Origin of the sequence: Shewanella sp. SM69, assembly GCF_025653985.1 — a bacterium.
Taxonomy (GTDB): domain Bacteria; phylum Pseudomonadota; class Gammaproteobacteria; order Enterobacterales; family Shewanellaceae; genus Shewanella; species Shewanella oncorhynchi.
On sequence record NZ_JAKKRV010000007.1, the window covers coordinates 190,130 to 211,334 of the forward strand.

A 21,205-nucleotide genomic window follows, 5' to 3' on the forward strand; every position below is an offset into this window, starting at 1 on the left:
TAAGCTCAACCGAGCTTAAGCGGCCATTTCAGCGAGGGGATTATGGCTGTGATATCGCGAATATTTGGTTATATTGAAGAAGGTGTGCTCAATTTATTGATCACTCTGATGACGCTGTTAGTGTTTTCAGAAGTCGTCGCTCGCTTCTTCTTCAACACGGGTTTTCTTTGGATCCAAGAACTTACATTAACCTTTTGCGGTTGGTTTGTGTTATTTGGTATGTCCTATGGGGTTAAAGTCGGTGCCCATATTGGTGTCGATGCGTTTGTTAAAAATTTAGCGCCAAAGGCTAAAAAGATAGTATCTCTTATTACCGCCTTTGTTTGTATCGTCTATTGCGGACTCTTTTTAAAAGGCAGTTGGGATTACTTAAGCCAGATGTATCAAATCGGTTTGCCTATGGAAGACATTCATTTCCCACAATTTATATTAAAAAGCCTCGATCCAGATTTTGCTTGGAACACTTTAAAAATAGATATTGAAGATGGCGCAATACCGATTTGGTTATCTCAAAGTATTTTAATCATTGGCTTTTTTATGTTGACTTGGCGTTTCGTCGAACTCTTTATCGCCATTCTGCGTGACCAAGTCTCAGGCTTCCAATTTGCCGATGAAGCGAAAGAAAGTATGCATTTAATCGATGAGAGCGCTAAAAACGCTAAAGTAGATCCAGTCTCTGACCAAAAGGAGGCTAAATAATGGCTATTGCAACCCTATTTACCGCCCTATTCGTATGTATGTTTCTCGGTATGCCTATCGCTATCGCATTAGGTTTTTCCAGCATGCTGACGATTTTATTGTTCTCGAATGACTCCTTAGCTTCAGTTGCACTCAAGCTGTATGAGTCTTCATCAGAGCATTACACTTTACTCGCTATCCCCTTCTTTATTCTGTCATCCGCCTTCCTATCAACGGGTGGTGTCGCTAGACGGATTATCGATTTTGCCATGGACAGTATTGGACATGTCCGTGGTGGATTAGCAATGGCATCCGTTATGGCGTGTATGCTGTTTGCTGCGGTTTCTGGATCATCTCCTGCGACTGTTGCGGCAATTGGTTCTATCGTCATAGTCGGCATGGTAAAAGCAGGTTATCCCGAAAAATTTGCTGCAGGCGTGATCACGACCTCTGGCACTCTCGGGATTTTGATCCCACCTTCAATCGTCATGTTAGTGTATGCCGCAGCAACTGAAGTGTCGGCTGCAAAAATGTTTATGGCAGGCTTAATCCCAGGTTTAATGATGGGATTTATATTGATGATCGTCATTTATATCGTTGCCCGCTTTAAAAACTTGCCCTCACGTCCTTTTCCTGGCGTTAAACAACTGGGGATTTCAAGTGCCAAGGCAATGGGTGGATTAGCACTCATCTTTATCGTATTAGGCTCTATCTATGGTGGCGTCGCTAGCCCAACCGAAGCATCAGCTGTGGCTTGTGTATATGCTTACCTTATTGCGGTATTTGGCTACCGTGATATCGGACCATTAAAAGACGTGGCATGGCGTAATCAAGGTGAAAACTTAGCCAAAGCAACTGCGCGTAACTTAGGTCATATGTTCTTAGGACTGATTAAAACGCCTATCGACAAAGACATACGTCATGTTGTGCGCGATGGTGCTAAGGTCAGTATCATGCTGCTGTTTATCATAGCTAACGCTATGCTATTTGCGCATGTATTAACCACAGAACGTATCCCTCACATTATTGCTGAGTATATTGTTAGCATGGGTTTACCCGCCTGGGGATTCCTGATCATCGTTAACTTACTGTTGCTTGCTGCCGGTAACTTTATGGAGCCATCGGCGATTGTACTCATTATGGCGCCAATTCTGTTCCCTATTGCAACGCAATTAGGCATAGATCCTATCCACTTAGGTATCATCATGGTCGTGAACATGGAGATCGGTATGCTAACGCCGCCGGTGGGACTCAATCTCTTTGTCACCGCGGGGATCACGGGGCGCAGTATTGGTTGGGTGATTCAGTCGGTTCTGCCTTGGTTACTCGTGATGCTAGCCTTCTTAGCCCTGATTACTTACGTACCACAGATTTCACTCTTCTTACCTGAATGGTTGGATTCGATGCGTGGATATTAGTCTGCAATTCAAGGTTGTGAGATTACCCCTTGATTACAGATAGATTTTAAGCGAGCCTAGTCAGGCTCGCTTTGTTTTATTATGCGCAGTATCAGTTATTGATCCCGTTGCTTTATCAGGATAACCACCATGTTGCCCATGACGCCTAAGGCCAAGAAACGCCTCTTTCTGACCGTTGTGTTACTTGCAGGCCTATTTGCAACCCTCAAACTGACCTACTGGGTGCATTTGCATCAAGGTAAAATCGAGATCCAAAAGCAATCGGAGAAACAACTAAAGGAATTAGTCAGTTTTCTCGATGGTGCACTATCGCGCTACGAAAGTATTCCCCACGTGCTCTCGACTAACCCAATGCTCGCCAATGTCCTGAACGACCAGCAGAATCCTGATAAAGTCCAAGAGCTTAATTTATATCTCGAAGAAATTCAGCATGTCACCGAAGCATCCGATATCTATCTGATTGATGCCTTAGGTATCGCCATTGCCGCCAGTAACTGGCAACAAAGTTTTTCCTTTATTGGCAAGGACTACTCCTTTAGACCCTATTACACAGATGCTATCTCGGGCAATCTAGGCCGTTATTACGCAGTGGGTACCAGCTCAGATAAGCGCGGATTTTATTTCTCTTACCCTATTTATCAACAAGGTGGTAAAGGCATACTTGGGGCCATCATAGTCAAAGTTAACATTGCCGACATAGAGCAACAAAGTACCAGTATCGCAATTGCGGGGCAGTATCAGTTCCTTATCAGTGATCCTGAAGATATCGTCTTTATTTCCAGTATCGATGAATGGCGGTTAAAGTCATTAACCCCGCTTACCCAAGCCAAGCAATATGCCCTTAATGCCTCTAAACGCTATGCAGAACGTCCCATAGGAGAGTTGTTGATGAAGCCGCCCTATGAAAGTGGTAGTCAAGCTATGCTCTACCAACTGCAAACGGGTACAGACCATGAACAATACATGGACATCCACCAATCAATGGCTAAGGCAGGCTGGCGAGTACACATCTTAGCGCCAATCAAACCTTTACTGACCTCTTTGCCCGCGCTGATGTTACTGTCAGCCAGTATTTATCTTTTGCTGGCACTCAGCATCCTATTTAACGCCGAGCGCCGTCGCAATCTACACCGAATGCAACTAGCACAAAGCCTGTTAGAACAGCGAGTTGAAGAACGTACTCAGGACTTACAACAGGCTAACAATCAGCTCAAAGATACTCAAGATGAACTGATCCAAGCGGCAAAACTGACAGTGATCGGAAGTTTATCCGCCAGTATTAACCATGAACTCAATCAACCACTCGCGGCACTTCGCAGCTATGCCCAAAATACCCAAACTTTTCTCGCCCGTGATATGCAAGATAAGGCACTGGATAATATCAAGATTATTATTGAACTTACCGACAGATTAGCCGATATTGTTGGGCAATTTAAAAGCTTTACCCGCAAGAGCCAAGGCGCTGATAGCGCAACCGATATTGGCCGCTGTATCAAGCAAGCCCTGACCATAGTTCAACCTGCAATTGATAAACAGGGTGTTGAACTCGATGTGCAATTACCCAACGGCAACTATCAGGTTTGGGGCGATAAGGTTAGATTACAACAAGTGTTTGTCAACATTATGAGCAACGCCATTGTCGCTATGCAACAATCGGTTAAACGCCAATTGATTATCCGCGTGACCAGTGAGGATAAGTTTTGCATCAGTATCCAAGATTCAGGCCCGGGTGTACGTGAAAGCCAAATGGAGAAAATCTTCGAACCCTACTTTACCACCAACGAACGGCACGGACTGGGGCTAGGCTTATCGATTTCACAACGTATTATCGAATCCATGCAAGGCCAAATTAACGTTGCCAATGCCGAAGAGGGTGGCGCTATTTTCCAGATTATTTTACCTATTTACTTGCTCGAGGAACGTTAGTTTTATGAGTGTGCCCAATTCAATTCAAGATTATTCTGTTCTCATCATCGACGATGAGCCGCACATAGGCACAGTTCTCGTTCAACTATTTGAACTGGAGGGCATTAAGGCGCTCGCCACCACAGAACCCAAAGGTATCGCTAAGTTGCTGCATAAAGATTGGGCGGGAATGGTGATATCGGATGTCAACATGCCACAATTAGACGGCATCAGCTTAATGCAACAAATCCGTCTGCAAGATCCCGATCTCCCCGTCGTGCTACTCACTGGTTTTGGTGATATAGCCATGGCAGTCAATGCGTTAAAACAAGGCGCCTACGACTTCCTCGAAAAACCCTTTAATAACGAACATATACTCGATGTAGTTAAACGCGCCTTAGAAAAACGCAGTCTGACCTTAGAGAACCGCAAGCTTAAAAAGGATCTCGAAAGCCAAAGCGTACCGGGCCCTCGTATTTTGGGCAACAGTGTCGGCATCAACCGTATGCGCCACATCATAACGCAAGTGATAGATACGCCTGCGGATGTGTTAATTGAAGGCGAAACCGGTACAGGTAAAGAACTTGTCGCCCGCTATTTACACGACCACAGCAGCCGCAGCCAAGCCAACTTTGTCGCCATCAACTGTGGTGCAATCCCCGAAAACCTGATTGAAAGTGAGCTCTTTGGCGCCGAAGCGGGGGCCTTTACTGGCGTCGATAAGATGCGCATTGGTAAGTTTGAATACGCCAACGGCGGTACATTATTTTTAGATGAAATTGAAAGTACGCCACTGTCGCTGCAAGTAAAACTGCTGCGGGTACTTGAAGACCGTAAGGTTGAACGCTTAGGGTCAAACAAAAGCATCAGCCTTGATATACGGGTAATCGCCGCCACTAAAGTAGATTTAAAGAGCCTGTGTGACACTGGGGAATTCCGCCAAGACTTGTTGTATCGCTTAAATCTGGTGACTGTGCCCATCCCTCCCTTGAGAGATCGCCGTGAAGATATTCCGTTACTCTTTTTACACTTTGCCCGCGTCGCATCGGCACGCTATCACAAAGCGCTTATCGCCTTAAATGCGGAGCAAAACGCGATACTTACTTCCCACGACTGGCCAGGCAATGTGCGTGAGTTACGTAATCTCGCTGAACGCTTTGTGCTACTGGGCGGAGAAGCCGCCTTTGCTGGCACGTTAGGCAATACTCCAAGCCTGCACTCGAGTATGTCCCTGCTACAAAGGGTAGAGTTTTTTGAACGGGTACTGATTGAAGAAGCACTTAGCCACAACAAGGGCAGTATTAAGCAGACCATGGAGCAGCTAGAACTGCCCCGCAAAACCCTCTACGACAAAATGCGTAAATACGATTTAGACCGCAAACAATACATTAATTCCGATGACTAAAGGGCATATTTAAGCTTTAGACCAACGCCCGTTTGACATGAGTTTGATGGTAATGCAAACGGGTGATTGCTAAGGCAATCAAGGCTAATAAGGTTAACGATCCCATCACCACACCGCGCCACTGCGCCTCATGCCAAAACATCATCAAATAAGGGCCGCCAATCGCAGCACCTAAGTAATAACAACATAAATAGAGTGACGTCGCCTTAGCTCGATCACGACTGGCCCGCATTGCAACAAAGGAATTACAGCAACTGTGGGTAAGGAAGAACCCACAGGCGGTCATTAAAAAACCTAAGCTAATGGTCAAAGTGGTATCAAACAGGGTCAGTAAACTGCCGAGCAACATCACGCACCAAGACCATTGATATAATTTATGTTGACCAAATTTGGCGAGCCATTTCGCAGTGAAATACGACGCAATAGTCCCGCTGGAATAACACAGAAAAATCAAGGTGGCTTGGAAACGACTCCATTCATAGGGTGGAGCCATCAAATGCAGTTGAATAAAGCTAAATTGATTCACCATCATCATAAAGGTCAAGCCGCCAATCGCGTAGACCAAACGCATTTGCGCATCGGTCAGATGATGACTAAAGCCATGAAGATCTTGCGCTAAACGGGCGCGTTTTGATAAGGAAGGCTCAGTGTTACTGGGTGACATCGACTGCGCATCGGCAAGTGAAGGCAGCAAATAGTTCACTAAAGCCACCCCCGCTAACGTCACTAGAAACAGCAACCACATAGATTCTTGCCAAGATAAAAACTGCGACATTAAACCACCGAGCAGACGTCCAACAATCCCGCCAATACTGTTCGCCATAATATAAATGCCTGCGGCTTTCAGCATAGTGCTTGGTGATAATTGCTCCTTAAAGTACGCCATGGCAATCGCAGGTACGGCAGCGAGTAATGCACCTTGTAGCAATCGTACTAGCACTAATCCATTAAAATCCGGCGCCCAGATTAATAGTAAGTTAGACAATGCCAATAACCACAAGCTGACAATGATTGGAGTGTGTCGACCGATACGATCTGACAGTACCGCATACAAGAGCAATGAAAAGGCTAAGGAAAAACTGGTTACCGACAGGATTAACGTCGCTTTAGAGCCTGATACCGCAAAATGTTCCGCAATCAGCGGCAACATGCCTTGCATTAAATACAAGTTGATATAGACCACCACTGAAGCGACGCAGAGCGCCCACATCAATCGGGTGTCACGCTGTTTATTGTCAATCATAGTATCTAATACGGCTTGCACGGGAGCCTCAACCAAGTATCACTCATAGGATAGACAAAGATTATCACTGGGCATAACATAACAATAATAGATAATATCTATCGTAATCATTGATTTTTGTTATAGAAATAGCGCACCAAAAGTACACTTCTTGCCACTGATAAAATAGTACGAGCCCGATTAATGGATATTCGCCAACTCAAACATTTAGATGCCCTTGCCAATACCGGCAGCTTTACCGCCGCAGCCAAGAAACTGAATATGGCTCAGCCCGCGTTAAGCCAAAGTATCAAGCGCTTAGAGGTCGCACTCGGCGTCACCTTAGTCAATCGTACGAGCAACAAGAATGATAAACTGCTCACACTCACGGCCGAAGGTTTAGTCCTGCATCAACATGCCACTTTGATCCTGAAACAGGTTAAACAGGCCGAAGCGCAAATCCGCGCCATGGCCAATCTCACCTCGGGAGAGGTCCGCATTGCCGTGCCGGGCATGCTGGGTTCTTTCTATCTCCCCTCGCGCTTAATGGCTTTTCGGCATAAATACCCCGAATTGAAACTATCACTGTTTGAAGGCGGGACACGGGATGCACTGCGCATGTTGCAACAGGAAGAAGTGGATATTGCGATCATTACCGCCCAAGACCTACAGCCCGAATTTGATAGTCAGCTGTTGATCCGTGAGCAAATGGTGATCGCCATGGGTGCCGAACACCCTTTAGCGGAACATAGCGCTGTGAGTCTACATGACTTTTTCGACCATGAATTAGTGATGTTCAAAACAGGTTATTTCCACCGAGAGTGGATACTCTCTCAAGCCAAAGAATTAGGCAAAAAGCCCAATATTGCCTTCGAGACCAATTTGATTAATCTGATTAAACAGATTGTTTCCCAAGGATTTGGGATCACCAGTGTACTTGAGATGGCGATAAGCTCAAAAGATGACATTTTAGCCAAACCCTTCGATCCACCGGTATTTTTAAACCTCCATATTGCATGGAAAAAGCAGCGCCCCGTCAGCCAAGCAGACCGCGCATTTGTCGATTTTTTAATGTCAAATCGCTAACACAAACCAGCAAATACAAAAAGGGCTGATATCAATATCAGCCCTTCTCTCTTACCATTAAACCTTCCGATTTTACTCTGAGGGTTTAGCCTTGTTTACGACGACCAAAAGCAAAAGGTAGCAACAACAAGCTTAACCAACCTAAGGCACCACCATCATCTTTCTTGGCTGGTGTTTCAGTCACAGATACAGACACAACACTTGAATCTTTATTGCCGTGGTTATCAGATACTGTCAGTTGGAATGAAACAGTCTGAGCAGAGCCACTCACGTTTGGTGCAACGAGATTAAGCTTGGCCGCATTAGCGTCAAAGTTAAAGCTGGTGCCCCCTAACTGAGTCCATTTGTAGGTCAAAGGATCATTGTTGGCATCCGACGACTTGCTCGCATCGATGAACAAAGGTTTACCTTCTTGGACAGTGGCAGGAGCTTCAATCACAGCGACTGGCGCCACTTCTGGAACATCAAATTGATACTCCTGCTTCAAGATTTCAGCCGAGTCGTTATTCACTTTGTTGGTCAATGCCACTATGTTGCCTTGACTCGCCTTACGTGGCACTAAGTCAAATGTGACATCTAATGCCGCAGCAGCAGAGGCCATTTCGATAGTCCAAGTGATCTTATTGCCCACTTGCGCACCTTGATGGCTAATATTAGCCACTTCATGACCTTCAGGTAATAACGCCTCTAGGGTGTAAACACGGGTTTCTTGCGTTTTGTTCGCTTCAATACGTGTCTTCATCACTTTAGCGGTGCCAGGTGTTAATTCACCAGAAACAGTACTGCCTAGAGGAGGTAATACGTCATCACTAACGCGCTCAAATACGACCGGAATTTTAACAGGTGCGACTTTGTCATCAGTGGTGGTCAGCGTCAGCATAGCTATGCCAGCATCTCCCACTAGCATCGCTTGTTTCCATGCTAAGTTGACATTGAAATCTTTATGATCACCCGTAAGATTTGCAGTTAAGTTATCACCCGCTTCATCATATAAGGTTACTTGTTTCAAACTAAAGGCATCATCCGCATCGGCTGCAGATGCCTGATAGTTTTGTACAACGACAATATACTCACCCTTCACTGGGTTCTTAATGGATACACTTTCCTTTGAACCGCCAAACGCAGAAGATGCCGCGATAGAAAGCTTGCTACCGTCTTTCTTATCGAGTATCACAAACATGTCTAAGTCAGGAGAGGTTGTATTACCGATTGATGCATTGAAATATAAAGCTTTATCTTCAACATTAAAGCTAAATACTTTTACGCCATCGGCCAAATCATCAAATGCACTATCGGTATTTGAATCCTGTTTCACACTTGATTCATAAGTAGCGCTTAATTTAAGTGCAGTCACTGTCGCCGCAACACCGGGTAGATCAATCGCTTTCAAGTGCGCCAAATTACGTTCATCTGCATCACGTGAGGCTGAAACATTAACCAAAGCAGGTAAATCGCGTTTAGCTATCTTAGCTACGATCGGCATATTAGCCGTTGGGAAAGTATCGGACGTTAATACTAAGTTACCAAAGCCCCAACTTGCACCGACGTCAGTCACATCCGCAGTCACTGTAATCGTTTGGCTTTCACCTTTTTTGAGATTAAAGCTTTCTGGCGTCACAGTTAACGCGAATTTATCCGTTGCGGAAACGCCTTTTGCAGTCCAGCTACCATCAGCCGTTGCAGTAACAGTACGTGTCCAAGTACAAGTATCGATACAACGTGAATCAGCCATGCTTGGAATGTTTAGCTTACGTGGATCGCCACCTGTCGAAGGATTAGCAATCTCGTAGTTTAAGGCACTTTCATCCATCACTAAGCCCGTTTTTGCCGCTAAATCAACACGAATACGACCGGCTCCTACGTCAAACGGATCAGCAACGGTTTTACCATCGGCTTTTTTCATGGCTTGGGCTGTCGTTGACGTCATCATTAGCGCAGAACGAATGTTGTCTGGCGTCCAATCCTTATGTAGCGATTTAAGTAACGCACCAGCACCGGCAACGTGAGGACTCGCCATTGAAGTACCTGACATCAAAGTGAAATCGGCAGGATCTGTACCTGTTTCATCATGGCCAAACTGTTGGTCGGAATAAGCAGCGTAGATGTCACTGCCCGGTGCAGCAACATAGGGTACGAGTACATCGTTAGTCAGATTAGGTCCAATCAATGAACTGGTAGATAAAACATCCGCTTCTTTACTGGCAACTTTAGGGGTTGGAGACAGCGTGATTTCAAGAGCAGGATTTGCCGCCATAGCAGCAATCAATTCTAAGCCATCAATATCACCAATAAATACCGCTGGAATATTCAATTTATCCAGCCCCGACATAGTCAGACGCGCATTATTTTCACCATCTCTATTGAAAACAATCACACCCTTAGCGCCAGCTTCCATTGCTGCGGCCACTTTGATATCGAATGAGCAAACACCGCGTCTTAAAACGGCGATCTTGTCTTTAAAGGCATCTGCTGGGAACGGTTTACAGGCTTCAAAATTGGTCGCATCAATTGCGCCAGCATAAAGGGGAACACCTTTGAGCACTTCAGTTTGAACCGGACCAGAACCAGCAGTGTAATGATAGTTTTTACCATTAAATTCCACGGCGCGTACTATGTCACGGTTATGAGTCGAGTTAGCTACCGAAGTATACCAAGGTGCATTTTTAGGCGTAGAGTAAGGTGTTTGATTAATCGCAGGGCTCGTGTTTGTCGCGGCACGTGTGTTACCCGCAGCCACTGCAGCAAAAATCCCCGCATTACGCGCGGCTAAAAAGCCTTGTTCCGTCGCACTATTCCACGGGTTTCCACCGCCACTGATAGAAAAGTTAAGCACATCGACGCCATCTTTAATCGCATCATCTAAGGCTTTTAAAATCGGTGCACTTGGACACCCTGAATAAGTGTCGCCCGCATTACCCGGATTACAAATTTGATAAGCTATGATGTTTGCATGTGGTGCAACACCTGAGATTTGTTTAAATTCAAGGCCTGTCGCAATGCCATCGCTTTCTAACTTACCTGTTTCACCTTGCACATAAGGCACATTCACTAGGATGTTACCTGCTGCGGTACTCGCAACGTGAGTACCATGCCCACCGTAATCCTCACCATTTTTAGCTGGAGGGGTGTCACCAAACACTTTTGCATCGTCGTAGTTATTTGTTATCTCAGAGTAACTGCGAACTCCAATCAACTTGTCATTACACATGCTCGCGAAATCAGTTTTACAATCACCAATATAGATGCCTTGACCTAATGGGTTTGTGTGGTCATAGCCATCTTGGCCAACATCAGCGAATGAAGCATGATCTGAGTTAATACCTGAGTCGATAATACCGACGATCACGCCTTCCCCCATCGCTTTAGTGCCAGTGGCGCTGCCATCCCATACATTAGGAGAACCGATAAGCGCTTGACTGACGTCGGTTTCCATTTGCTCCATGCGCTCGCGCTCAACAAACGCAACCTCAGGTAACTCAGCCATTTTCTTCGCTTGAGCTTGAGTCATGCGAACCGCCATACCGTTTAACGCATACTGATATGTCGTTAATGGTTGCAGATTGGTGCCAATAGCCGCACTCGCGTTAGCTAAAAATCGGTTCTGTTTTACTTTCAAATAACTAACATAACTTTTGACTTCAGCTTTAGAAGCATCAAGTTTACCGTTCACAGCAACTTTTGAAGTACCGTTTACCTGCACTCTTTGTGAACTAGTCGCTTTTAATCCTGGAATAGTTCCTTGGTAATTAGCAACCGAACTATCACGTAAACGGACGATATAAGTATATTCACCCTCACCTAAATCTGCTTCAGGTACAAACTTAACCTCAGCTCCGGCAGCGTTACCGCGTAATGAAGTGACTTGTAATTCACTTTGAATATCTAACTGCAAGGTTTCACCCGTAGGTGATAATACGGTTTGTGCATTTGCCGCCGACGATAACAGTGCCATAGACACTGCTAATGCTATTTTAGTTTTCATTGTGACTTCCCTAATTCTTATAAGTTGTATGATTTATAAAACTCAGGTTTCGGTGGCATGAAAACGCTGCGGCAACCAAAAACATCACCCGTAACTGACATTTTTTATGAATAACCATTCAATTTACTGTGATGATGATCACTGAGTTTTATCGCGATAATTTGTAACACGTGATGATACAAATTAAAACAGTAAGTTAACAGAACGCAATTCAGTAAATGATGAACAACCTCATACCTTGTTAAAATAAATCCATATAACCTTTATCAGACTGTTTTATGTCCCAACGATAAGTCGTAGTATAAAAATCGATAAAAACAAATAATAAACATTAAATCATATATTTAAATTTAACCTTTAAGTGTCAGCTCAAAAATACTCTTAGGTTAAACAGAATGAATACCCGTAAATAAATATTCTTTTTTATAAATATCATTAGTTACAAAATAAATGCAAAAGATCTTTTACGAAACAATAAACAACAAAAATCACATCATTAATTTAACAAAATATATACATATTGTATTTGTATGATATTTTACAAAATGATACCCCTTATAAAAATTAACTAACTTATGCATTAATATTCTTAATCCTGTATAGAGCAAGTTAATACTTAATCTCACATTTACAGCATAGCAAGCGGATTATTGACCACAAAAAAGCCCTTTCAATATCGAATTGAAAGGGCTAAATCTTCATCAATATAAGAAAAATATTATTGCAGTTGTGGCCAGTGGTTAATTAGCCATCACCGCCTTCATTAACACTTCTGTCGTGAACTTATCATTATTGATAACTGGGAACCTGTCATAGGTTTGGAAGATCACTTGGTCTTGAAACTTAATCATCGCCACTACGCCATATTGGATACTTTTATCGATCGATTTAGCGGGCAATGTAAATTTAAATGGCACAGGTGCTCTGGCGATATTGAAGGTTTTTTGTGCGACGATGACACCTGGAGTATTCAAATCAATAATGGCAATAATGATTTGGCAGCCTTGAGGTAATGGGATCTTCTCTAGATAGCCAGCTGCGCCATTGATGATAATCGGTTGATCAGGTGTTACAGTCACGCAGCCATTGAGCAAGACAGCCATGAGAGAGAACAATATAAACGATTTTATTTTCAGATACATACTAACGTCCTTTTACCATGCGTATCAGGCCTTCTTGGGTAGAAGAAGCCACTAACTCGCCTTGTTGATTGAAAAACTGCCCTCTGACGTAACCTCTGCCACCGCTAGCATTAGGGCTATCGATACTGTAAAGCAACCACTCTCCCATATTAATCGGACGGTGGAACCACATCGCATGGTCGATCGTCGCCATTCGTACCCCAGGACTTAAGAAGGATACACCGTGGGGCTGAGCTGCCGTGACTAAAAAGTTAAAGTCTGAGGCATAAGCGAGTAAATATTCATGGATATGGGCATCATTTGGCATAGGACCATTAGCCCTCATCCAAACATAACGGTACGGCTCGGTTTCTTTAGGCGCAAAAGGGTGCAGTGGATTGACCAATCGCATCTCAATTGGCGCATCGGCCATAAACTTTTCAAGTATGCTCGGCGGTACTTTATCCCGCATCGTCAGCGCCAATTCCTGCTGATTCAACAAACCTTCAGGTCCGGGCACTTGCGGCATAATAGCTTGATGATTAAAGCCTTCCTCAGGTTCTTGGAAGGAGCAGGTCATATGAAAAATGGGGCGACCTTTTTGAATAGCACTAACCCGACGAGCGCTAAAACTACCGCCATCACGCATATTTTCTACTTCATAAACAATCGGCAACTTCTCGTCACCTGCACGTAAAAAGTAAGAATGTAATGAATGGATCTTACGCTCAGCAGCTACAGTCTGTTTTGCGGCGCTCAGTGCTTGGCCCATCACTTGACCACCAAACACATGCCCAAAACCCAGATCTTGGCTTTGACCACGAAAGAGGCCAATTTCAATTTGCTCAAGGGAAAGTAATGATAAAAGATCGTCTAATACCTGACTCATGGGATCCTACTGCGTAATTAGCAATTAATCTTAAAGGGTAACTCAGTTAGCCTTAAGCTGACCAGTCTTCTATCGATGATTCACAATCAAATCATCACTCCAACGGTGAGGAATTAAACGAGGCACGCTGGAGTGTCTATGTTATTTATTGTGGTTAGCATCTACGGCCATTTACTGCATTTAAATCGCTATAGATGCAGGCTTAGTTCAAATACAAGCATGATGAATCAATCGATTTTAATGTGATGTTCTAGCGCACTTAACTTAGACCAAGACAAAACCTTATCCTCTCCACAGGAGTGCAAAGTCACGGGGAAGGATTGGTGTAACTGTGGCCACTGCTGCGCGAGGTTATCTGGCGTAAAAAGACCTTCATTAAAATACATAGGCTGAAACTCGACAAACATGCCGTGGCTAACACTGCCCGCTCCGGCGAGTAGATGTTGACCATTTGGCGCCTGTTCACTCACCAAGAAAGCCGTAGTAGCCGTTAATGATTCAAAGGAAAATAGCGGCTGAATCGCACTCGCTAAATGTTTGGCCGTCATCGCGGTTACGGCCTGAGGGCATAAACTATTGACTCGAATATTATGGATTTCACCTTCTAATGATAAGCTATTCACCATGCCGACCAGCGCCATCTTGCTCGCACTAAAACCAACTTGATGCAAGTCACCGAACAAGGCCGAGGCTCCCGTTGTCATCATTATCCGGCCAAAATGCTGTTGTTGCATATAAGGCCAAACAGCTTGAGTGAGATAAAAGCTGCCATTGAGATCGACATCCAATTGCCGTTGCCACTGCTCAAGTTTAATGTGCTCAAAGGGACAAGCACCATAAACGCCCGCGTTATTAATCAAGATATCAATGCGATGCCAGCGTAGGATCACCTCTTCGATCATGCTATTCACTTCATTTCGCTGACTCACATCAAGCACAAAATAAATGCAATCTCCACCAAGTTTAATAATGCTGCAATAGGTCTGCATTAATTCTAAGTTAGCTTGGCTCGTCTGAGCGCCGTCGGTGGAAATTGACTCATAGGACGATAACGGCTGGTCGACGAGTATCACTTTTGCCCCCCGTTCAGCCAACATGATGGCATACGCTCGACCTAACCCAGCCGCAGCCCCAGTGACTAATGCCACCTTATTGTCAAAACGCATCCAAATATGTCCTTATCGGCATTGTTGTAGCGGCAAAAAATAACGAGCATAGGGTAACAACCGCCTATGCTATCTACTAAACAGAGTATTTAGCGTTACGCCTATGTCATGGACAGCACAAAGCCTCCATCAACATTAACTATGGAAACACAGACTTTTTTGATTTTCTTTGAACTTAACGACAAATCTCATCCTGCATCAGTGAACATATGTGCGCCAATTCAAACTCTGTTAAATGCGTTTATTAGATAGTGCTCACTTTCGTGTTAAATCTTGTTATGCTATGCGCTAATTGAGCCCTTGCTCGGTACCATTTCCATTTACCAATAACGACTGGACGCCATGAATCCTTGGATTTTAGCAATAAGACCCCGTACGCTACCCGCGGCCATAGGTCCCCTACTGATAGGCAACATTCTCGCCCTGCATCTTGAGAGTTACAGCTGGTTAATCGCTGCCACTTCAATGTTGTGTGCTGTCTTATTACAAATCGCCGTCAACCTCGCTAACGACTATTTTGATTTTAAAAACGGCATAGATACAGACGAGCGCTTAGGGCCCGTTCGCGTGACTCAAAGTGGTTTAATTTCACCAACAAGCGTTCGCAATGCCATGATATTTGGTCTCTTAATGGCGCTTGCCGTGGGATCATATCTGATTTGGCACGGAGGCTGGCCCATCGCCATTCTCGCCGCAGCCGCTATTTTAGGTGCTCTTGGCTACAGTGGTGGCCCCTATCCCCTCGCCTCCCATGGGCTCGGTGAAGTAGCGGCATTTGTCTTTTTTGGGTTAGTGGCAGTGGTGGGAAGTTATTATCTGCAGGCGGGCGATACGACTGTTAATGCTTGGTTATTAGGTTGTGCGATTGGCTTATTTAACGCTGCGATTATGTTGGTGAATAACACTCGCGACATCCGTACCGACACCCAAGCTGGCAAGCATACTCTAGCAGTACGTATCGGCGAAGCTCAGGCAAAAGTGCTTTATCAAGCCTTAATCTATTTGCCCTTTGGTCTAGTCATCGCTGGCTTTTTATTCGGTATTCTACCCGGTTTACCAGTACTACTTGCGGGATTATCTCTGCTTATTGCCCGCAAACTCAGTAGCGATTTTTATGCCGTTTCTGGTGAAGCCTTAAATCCGTTACTCGGCCGTACAGCTAAGTTAACCATGATTTTCAGTACCTTGTTTAGCGTGGGTTTAGTTTTTACCGCATGAGGGTAAAACCATTAAGCTAGGACAGGCGATCCTGAATAAAAAAGGTTCATATCTTCGATAGATACGAACCTTTTTTATTGGCCGCAGCACGACTTTAATTTGGCTGATTATCGACGAGGGAAATCCTACCCCATTTATTGCCAGATATAACCAGAGATCAGCGTGTTTAACAAAATACCATTAAAGTTACGTTCGGCATGGGATGAACCATGATGGCCTGCACCAAAACACACATGTAGCGGTAATAAATGTTCTTCCCGCGGATGACTAAAACGCGCTTCAGGGGCTGATTGCCAATGAATTAACGCTGTTTTTACCTCGGCAAAACTAACACTTGCCGTTAAAGTTTGCGTCAACCAATGATCAAATTCTGCACTGCGGCTTTGCACTGTGAGATCGCTTGAGAAAAATGCCCGCATATTGTGAAACGACATGCCAGACCCCACGATCAACACCCCTTGGTCCCGCAGCGGCGCTAAAGCCTCCCCAATCGCTATATGGATTTTAGGATCGAGGCTGTGGACTAACGACATCTGCACCACGGGAATATTCGCCTCAGGATACATCAACTTAAGTGGTACAAAAGTACCGTGATCAAATGCGCGTTCGCTATCTAAGCGGGCGGCGATGCCCTTATCCGATAGCATATTCGCAATCTGTGCGGCTAATTCTGGCTCACCGGGTGCAGGATATGTCAGCTGATAAGCCTCAGGTGGAAATCCATAGTAATCATACAAAATACTTGGCTTTGGGCTACTCGACAAAGTCACCACAGATTCTTCCCAATGGGCAGTGATCAACACAATCGCCTTCGGAGTTGGCATTGGCGCTGTTACTGAAGTTAAAAATGCACGCAACTCCCTATGATTAACATCATTGAGCAAAGGCATAGGGCCACCACCATGGGGCACAAATAGCACAGGCATACGACTCGCGTTAACTTGCATCATAATCCTCTCGTGTTGATTAACTTATATCTGTACTACTGGCTTTAAACTCAGCATTTCTCACTTAACTCACGGTTCTACATAACACTTCAATGCACGCTTAAAATGCGGAACGACTCTGCACCAACTGCCGCTGAAATCGCACTAAACGCTCAACAATTTCATCGAGTTTAATAATCAGAAAGAGTCCTGCCGATAAGCTCAATGCCGGCAGTGCATTAATCGGCGCTTCATAGTTAAAGTGGAAATAAATCGCCCCCAGCATAATCGCCAGTAAACCGCTCGCCGATAGCACTCGGTAGTCACGTAGGCACAATCCAAGGGCGCCAATCACTTCCATCAAACCAATAAAATAGCCAAATCCGGTGGGAAGATTCATTAATGTGAACGGAACATGGAACATAGACATGCCAAATAACTTGGCAAATCCCGAGATGAAAAACACTATGCTCATCGCCAATGTGACGGTTGCAGCGGCGCGATTGAGTGTATTGGCACAAAGGAATAACTTCTGTGTATCAACCTCTAAGCCATTGATACTTGAACCCTTGGTATCACATAAGTTTGAAAATCGCATCGCACACACCCCATTAAACGTGATATTGCCGTCAGTCTTGGGTATAAATTCGCAGACGACGAGTGAGAATGGAATCGATTATGAGCCGATAAAAGATAAATAAATATGGAATAAAATCTAATATCTCATAAACTAATAATTTATAACTTGCGAGCAATCCTTGTGACCTTAGACCAACTGCTGATGTTTAAAACCGTAGCTGAGGCGGGCTCACTCAAAGCTGCCAGTGACAAGTTACATAAAACCCAACCCGCCATTAGCCAAAGTATCAAACAGTTAGAATCCCAACTCGATCTTATCCTGTTTAATCGCGAAGGTTATCGACTCGCCATCACTGAGCAAGGTCGAAAACTGCTGCAACATACCCTGCGGGTACTGAATGAAGCGCAAGAAATGAAGCAAGTAGCGAAGCATTTAGCCAAAGGTAACGAAGCAAGCATCACCTTAGCTTTTGAAGCCTCCTTTAATCTCGCTCGAATTTTGCCGATTTTAGAGCTGACTCAAAATGAGTTTCCCTATACCCAAATTATTCTCAAACAAGAGTTTTTAACTGGTGCGCTCGAAGCGCTGAATCAAGATAAAGCCGAAATCATCATCTCCGCAGGCGGAATAGAACCCATACGTTCGAGCCATTTAGAATTAGCCTATTTATTTTCCGGTAGCCTTCTCGATGTTGCCGCGCCGCGCATGCTTGAGCGTCATCCGACACTGACCTACGCACGAGAGCTCGTTAATGAATACCAAATCGTGATCCAAGATACGGGCTCAGGCACTGCGAATATTGAGTTTGGGGTACAGGCGGGGCAACGACGTTGGTATGTTAATGATTTTTATACCAAGAAAATGCTTATTCAAAGTGGTATGGGCTGGGGCAAGCTGCCGCACTATATGATTGAAGATTCACTCAAACAAGGCGCATTGATTGCATTGGATCTACGCGAAAGACAAAACAACATTCAACTCGATTACTATGTGATGCGAAAACCCCACTCACCTTTAGGCCCTGTCGCCCAAGCACTCTGGCAAAAGCTGATCGCCTTTTCATCTGAGCTGAATACTTAGGAATTCAAGCTTAAGATTTAACTTAGTGACTTAAAATGAATTGAAGTCAAAAAGTCATAAACCGTTATAAAATCATCGACCATAAAAAAAACGCCCCTTGATAAGGGCGTTTTTCATTTTGTTAGCGGGCAGAACCTTAGACTAAACCTTAGCTAAGGTGCGCTCTTTGGCGCTCCAATCTAAGTGGTATTTCTCGCCAGCAGGCGTATCGATACGCTCAAAGGTATGAGAGCCGAAAAAGTCACGCTGACCTTGGAGTAAGTTCGCCGGTAATGTTTCGCAGCGGTAACTGTCGTAATACGCCAGAGCCGAGCTAATACAAGGTGCTGGAATGCCTTGCATCACCGCTGTCGCGACTGCGGTACGCCATAGGCCTTGCTTTTCAGACAAGGCAGACGCAAAACTGTCCGCCATCAACAGATTGCTAAGATCAGATTTGTCTTCATAGGCTTGAGTGATTGATTGCAAGAAAGTCGCGCGAATAATACAACCCGCACGCCAAATTTTTGCAATTTCAGCAAAGTCTAACTGCCATTTTTGTTCATGAGCCGTCATCGCCATCAACTGGAAGCCTTGGGCGTAACAACACACTTTCGCGCAATATAACGCGCTTTCAAGGGCTTCGATCAACAGTGCTTTTTGTGCGTCATCGATAACAGGTGCATTTGGCCCAGCCAATTTCTGGCTAAGTTGTAGACGTAAGGATTTTTGGGTACTTACGGCGCGCGCATACACAGCTTCAGCAATCGTCGGTGCAGGGCAACCAATTTGTAAACTGCTCACGGCCGTCCACAAACCTGTGCCTTTTTGGCCCGCTTTATCTAAGATCATTTCCACCAGCGGTTTACCCGTTAATGGATCGGCTTGTTTTAAGACTTCGGCACTGATCCCCATCAAATAGCTGTTTAAACTACCTTTGTTCCAGCGTTCAAACACATCGCCCACTTCTGCAGCGCTCATGCCTAAACCGTCATGCAGCATTTGATAGGCTTCGCAAATCAACTGCATGTCAGCGTATTCAATACCGTTATGCACCATCTTCACATAATGGCCAGAACCCGCAGGACCAATATAAGTCGTGCATGGCTCGCCTTCTGTCACGGGATTACCCGGCTCGAAGCGTTCGATAGGTAGCCCAGTTTTGGCATCAACCTTAGCGGCAATCGCTTTCCAAATAGGTGCCACGTGATGCCATGCATCGATATCGCCGCTTGGCATAAGTGATGGACCGAAACGCGCACCGACTTCACCGCCCGAAACTGCAGAGCTGAAAAATACAAACTGACCTTTGTAGCGCGCTTCACGCTCAACAGTGTCAGTCCATAGGCTGTTACCAGTATCGATCACAATATCATCGGACTCAATTCCGGCAGAAATCAAAGCACTACAGACACCATCGACGGGTGCACCCGCGGGAACAGAAAGCACAAAAATACGGGGTTTTGTGAGACTGGCTAACATTTCGGTAAGATTAGCACAGCCAAGAATGCGAGACTCGAGTCCAGCACGTTCCTGTTTTTCTTGCTGTATTACACCATTAACTTTAACAGGATCGAGGTCAAACGCGCTGACGTGATATTGGTTATCTGCGATGTTTAGCGCAAGGTTTTTACCCATAACACCAAGGCCAATTACGCCGATATCATTAAGATTGCTGTGGTTTTGCATTATATTATTCCCACGGGTCACAGAGGTTAGAGCTAACCAATTTTGAGGGGTAATTATACCGATCTTTGTAACTTAATTACCAGAGACATACGATTGGCAATTTCGATTGTGCCGAAAGTACCAATCGTTTAGGTCTCATTTTATCTAGGGCGTGTTGACGTTTCAGGGTTGTTTTTGCAGCGAGTTGGCTGGCTTTTATGCAAGGCAAAGCCCGAGCAGTGTAGTTATTCTACATAAACGGGCGATAACGCAGCAGAAACGCCAGCCAAACGCTGCCCGAAGGGTTCGTCTGGCAAGCTCTTGCTCTTTGTCACTCGTCATTTGAGTAGAATAACTACACGTCACTCCTCGTTTCGTGATCACGAGCTTGCCAGAGCGAACAAAATTTAATCTCGAAACGTCAACACGCCCTAATAGAACCGTCAATTAATGGGCAAGTTTAAGCCCTAAAACACCCAGTAATATCAATATCAAACTGGCGATTTTAAGTAAGCTAACGCCTTCTCCTAAGAGGATAATTCCCGCAATTGCGGTGCCCATAGCGCCAATACCGACCCACACGCCGTAAGCCGTACCGATAGGTAGCTGCTTAACCGCGAGTCCTAGTAGCAACACACTCACTGCCATCGACGCTATTGTAAAGATACTTGGCCACAAACGCGTAAAACCGTCGGTATATTTAAGCCCTATAGCCCAACCAATTTCAAATAAACCCGCAAGAACTAATAAGAACCAACTCATAGTGAACTCCCATAAAGGGGTCGTCCCCATATTAGATTAGGCGTATTTAGGGTCGTCCCTAAGCCATTTGATTACAGTAAAACTGTAGGTGATATAGCTGTACGTGATGAGCCTGCAAGA

Annotated in this window: 16 protein-coding genes; 7 read left to right on the top strand and 9 right to left on the bottom strand. The window is 44.8% G+C overall.

Features of this window, described 5'->3' with window-relative positions:
• Positions 1-42 precede the first annotated feature (42 nt).
• From L5M37_RS11870 to L5M37_RS11885, 4 genes are all read left to right on the top strand, one after another.
• Positions 43-699, top strand: coding sequence for a TRAP transporter small permease (locus tag L5M37_RS11870; RefSeq protein ID WP_173497702.1), 657 nt, complete (start codon positions 43-45; stop codon positions 697-699).
• Positions 699-2,096 carry a TRAP transporter large permease gene (locus L5M37_RS11875; RefSeq protein WP_028761090.1) on the top strand — a complete coding sequence of 466 codons (1,398 nt, stop codon included), beginning with the start codon at positions 699-701 and terminating at the stop codon, positions 2,094-2,096. The genes L5M37_RS11870 and L5M37_RS11875 overlap by 1 nt, the downstream gene beginning before the upstream one ends.
• A 129-nt stretch (positions 2,097-2,225) precedes the next feature.
• Positions 2,226-4,022 carry an ATP-binding protein gene (locus L5M37_RS11880; RefSeq protein ID WP_263178000.1) on the top strand — a complete coding sequence of 599 codons (1,797 nt, stop codon included), beginning with the start codon at positions 2,226-2,228 and terminating at the stop codon, positions 4,020-4,022.
• Between the two features lie 4 nt (positions 4,023-4,026).
• Positions 4,027-5,406 (top strand): sigma-54-dependent transcriptional regulator, encoded by a 1,380-nt coding sequence (locus L5M37_RS11885; RefSeq protein ID WP_173497699.1) that lies wholly within the window; start codon positions 4,027-4,029, stop codon positions 5,404-5,406.
• A gap of 16 nt (positions 5,407-5,422) precedes the next feature.
• On the opposite strand, the gene L5M37_RS11890 is transcribed toward L5M37_RS11885, so the two are convergent.
• A complete protein-coding gene (locus tag L5M37_RS11890; protein ID WP_219234031.1) occupies positions 5,423-6,670 on the bottom strand; it encodes an MFS transporter in 1,248 nt (415 codons plus the stop codon).
• A 162-nt stretch (positions 6,671-6,832) separates the two neighbouring features.
• Between L5M37_RS11890 and L5M37_RS11895 the strand changes: the two genes are divergently transcribed.
• Positions 6,833-7,714 carry a LysR family transcriptional regulator gene (locus tag L5M37_RS11895; protein WP_263176939.1) on the top strand — a complete coding sequence of 294 codons (882 nt, stop codon included), beginning with the start codon at positions 6,833-6,835 and terminating at the stop codon, positions 7,712-7,714.
• Positions 7,715-7,799: 85 nt separating this feature from the next.
• On the opposite strand, the gene L5M37_RS11900 is transcribed toward L5M37_RS11895, so the two are convergent.
• The 4 genes from L5M37_RS11900 to L5M37_RS11915 form a co-directional block, all read right to left on the bottom strand.
• Complete coding sequence (locus L5M37_RS11900; protein ID WP_263178002.1) at positions 7,800-11,696, bottom strand: S8 family serine peptidase; 3,897 nt, start codon at positions 11,694-11,696, stop codon at positions 7,800-7,802.
• Between the two features lie 740 nt (positions 11,697-12,436).
• On the bottom strand, positions 12,437-12,838 hold the full coding sequence (locus tag L5M37_RS11905; RefSeq protein WP_028761096.1) for a YbaY family lipoprotein: 402 nt from the start codon (positions 12,836-12,838) through the stop codon (positions 12,437-12,439).
• A 1-nt stretch (position 12,839) separates the two neighbouring features.
• On the bottom strand, positions 12,840-13,706 hold the full coding sequence (tesB, locus tag L5M37_RS11910; RefSeq protein ID WP_113941000.1) for an acyl-CoA thioesterase II: 867 nt from the start codon (positions 13,704-13,706) through the stop codon (positions 12,840-12,842).
• 227 nt (positions 13,707-13,933) lie between these two features.
• Positions 13,934-14,872 carry an SDR family NAD(P)-dependent oxidoreductase gene (locus L5M37_RS11915; RefSeq protein WP_173243966.1) on the bottom strand — a complete coding sequence of 313 codons (939 nt, stop codon included), beginning with the start codon at positions 14,870-14,872 and terminating at the stop codon, positions 13,934-13,936.
• Between the two features lie 342 nt (positions 14,873-15,214).
• Here L5M37_RS11915 and L5M37_RS11920 point away from each other — a divergent pair, with 342 nt between their 5' ends.
• Entirely contained in the window at positions 15,215-16,090 is an 876-nt protein-coding gene (locus tag L5M37_RS11920) for a 1,4-dihydroxy-2-naphthoate polyprenyltransferase (RefSeq protein ID WP_263178004.1), read from the top strand.
• Positions 16,091-16,224: 134 nt separating this feature from the next.
• Here L5M37_RS11920 and L5M37_RS11925 read toward each other — a convergent pair whose 3' ends face one another.
• Positions 16,225-17,040, bottom strand: coding sequence for a DODA-type extradiol aromatic ring-opening family dioxygenase (locus L5M37_RS11925; RefSeq protein ID WP_263178006.1), 816 nt, complete (start codon positions 17,038-17,040; stop codon positions 16,225-16,227).
• Positions 17,041-17,137: 97 nt separating this feature from the next.
• A complete protein-coding gene (locus L5M37_RS11930) occupies positions 17,138-17,614 on the bottom strand; it encodes a DoxX family protein (protein WP_263178007.1) in 477 nt (158 codons plus the stop codon).
• A 162-nt stretch (positions 17,615-17,776) separates the two neighbouring features.
• On the opposite strand from L5M37_RS11930, the gene L5M37_RS11935 reads away from it, so the two are divergent.
• The gene (locus L5M37_RS11935) at positions 17,777-18,676 is read left to right on the top strand and encodes a LysR family transcriptional regulator (RefSeq protein ID WP_028761102.1); all 900 of its coding nucleotides are present in this window, start codon (positions 17,777-17,779) and stop codon (positions 18,674-18,676) included.
• Positions 18,677-18,817: 141 nt separating this feature from the next.
• Here the strand turns inward: L5M37_RS11935 and gndA are convergent, their stop codons facing one another.
• Together gndA and sugE are read right to left on the bottom strand one after the other, a co-directional pair.
• On the bottom strand, positions 18,818-20,344 hold the full coding sequence (gene gndA, locus L5M37_RS11940) for an NADP-dependent phosphogluconate dehydrogenase (RefSeq protein ID WP_263173677.1): 1,527 nt from the start codon (positions 20,342-20,344) through the stop codon (positions 18,818-18,820).
• Positions 20,345-20,770: 426 nt separating this feature from the next.
• The gene (gene sugE / locus L5M37_RS11945) at positions 20,771-21,085 is read right to left on the bottom strand and encodes a quaternary ammonium compound efflux SMR transporter SugE (RefSeq protein ID WP_263178009.1); all 315 of its coding nucleotides are present in this window, start codon (positions 21,083-21,085) and stop codon (positions 20,771-20,773) included.
• Between the last annotated feature and the right edge of the window lie 120 nt (positions 21,086-21,205).

Coding starts and splice junctions, on each gene's coding strand:
- L5M37_RS11870 (WP_173497702.1), top strand. CDS start 43: ATGGCTGTGATATCGCGAATATTTGGTTATATTGAAGAAGGTGTGCTC.
- L5M37_RS11875 (WP_028761090.1), top strand. CDS start 699: ATGGCTATTGCAACCCTATTTACCGCCCTATTCGTATGTATGTTTCTC.
- L5M37_RS11880 (WP_263178000.1), top strand. CDS start 2,226: ATGTTGCCCATGACGCCTAAGGCCAAGAAACGCCTCTTTCTGACCGTT.
- L5M37_RS11885 (WP_173497699.1), top strand. CDS start 4,027: ATGAGTGTGCCCAATTCAATTCAAGATTATTCTGTTCTCATCATCGAC.
- L5M37_RS11895 (WP_263176939.1), top strand. CDS start 6,833: ATGGATATTCGCCAACTCAAACATTTAGATGCCCTTGCCAATACCGGC.
- L5M37_RS11900 (WP_263178002.1), bottom strand. CDS start 11,696: ATGAAAACTAAAATAGCATTAGCAGTGTCTATGGCACTGTTATCGTCG.
- L5M37_RS11905 (WP_028761096.1), bottom strand. CDS start 12,838: ATGTATCTGAAAATAAAATCGTTTATATTGTTCTCTCTCATGGCTGTC.
- tesB (WP_113941000.1), bottom strand. CDS start 13,706: ATGAGTCAGGTATTAGACGATCTTTTATCATTACTTTCCCTTGAGCAA.
- L5M37_RS11915 (WP_173243966.1), bottom strand. CDS start 14,872: ATGCGTTTTGACAATAAGGTGGCATTAGTCACTGGGGCTGCGGCTGGG.
- L5M37_RS11920 (WP_263178004.1), top strand. CDS start 15,215: ATGAATCCTTGGATTTTAGCAATAAGACCCCGTACGCTACCCGCGGCC.
- L5M37_RS11925 (WP_263178006.1), bottom strand. CDS start 17,040: ATGATGCAAGTTAACGCGAGTCGTATGCCTGTGCTATTTGTGCCCCAT.
- L5M37_RS11930 (WP_263178007.1), bottom strand. CDS start 17,614: ATGCGATTTTCAAACTTATGTGATACCAAGGGTTCAAGTATCAATGGC.
- gndA (WP_263173677.1), bottom strand. CDS start 20,344: ATGCAAAACCACAGCAATCTTAATGATATCGGCGTAATTGGCCTTGGT.
- sugE (WP_263178009.1), bottom strand. CDS start 21,085: ATGAGTTGGTTCTTATTAGTTCTTGCGGGTTTATTTGAAATTGGTTGG.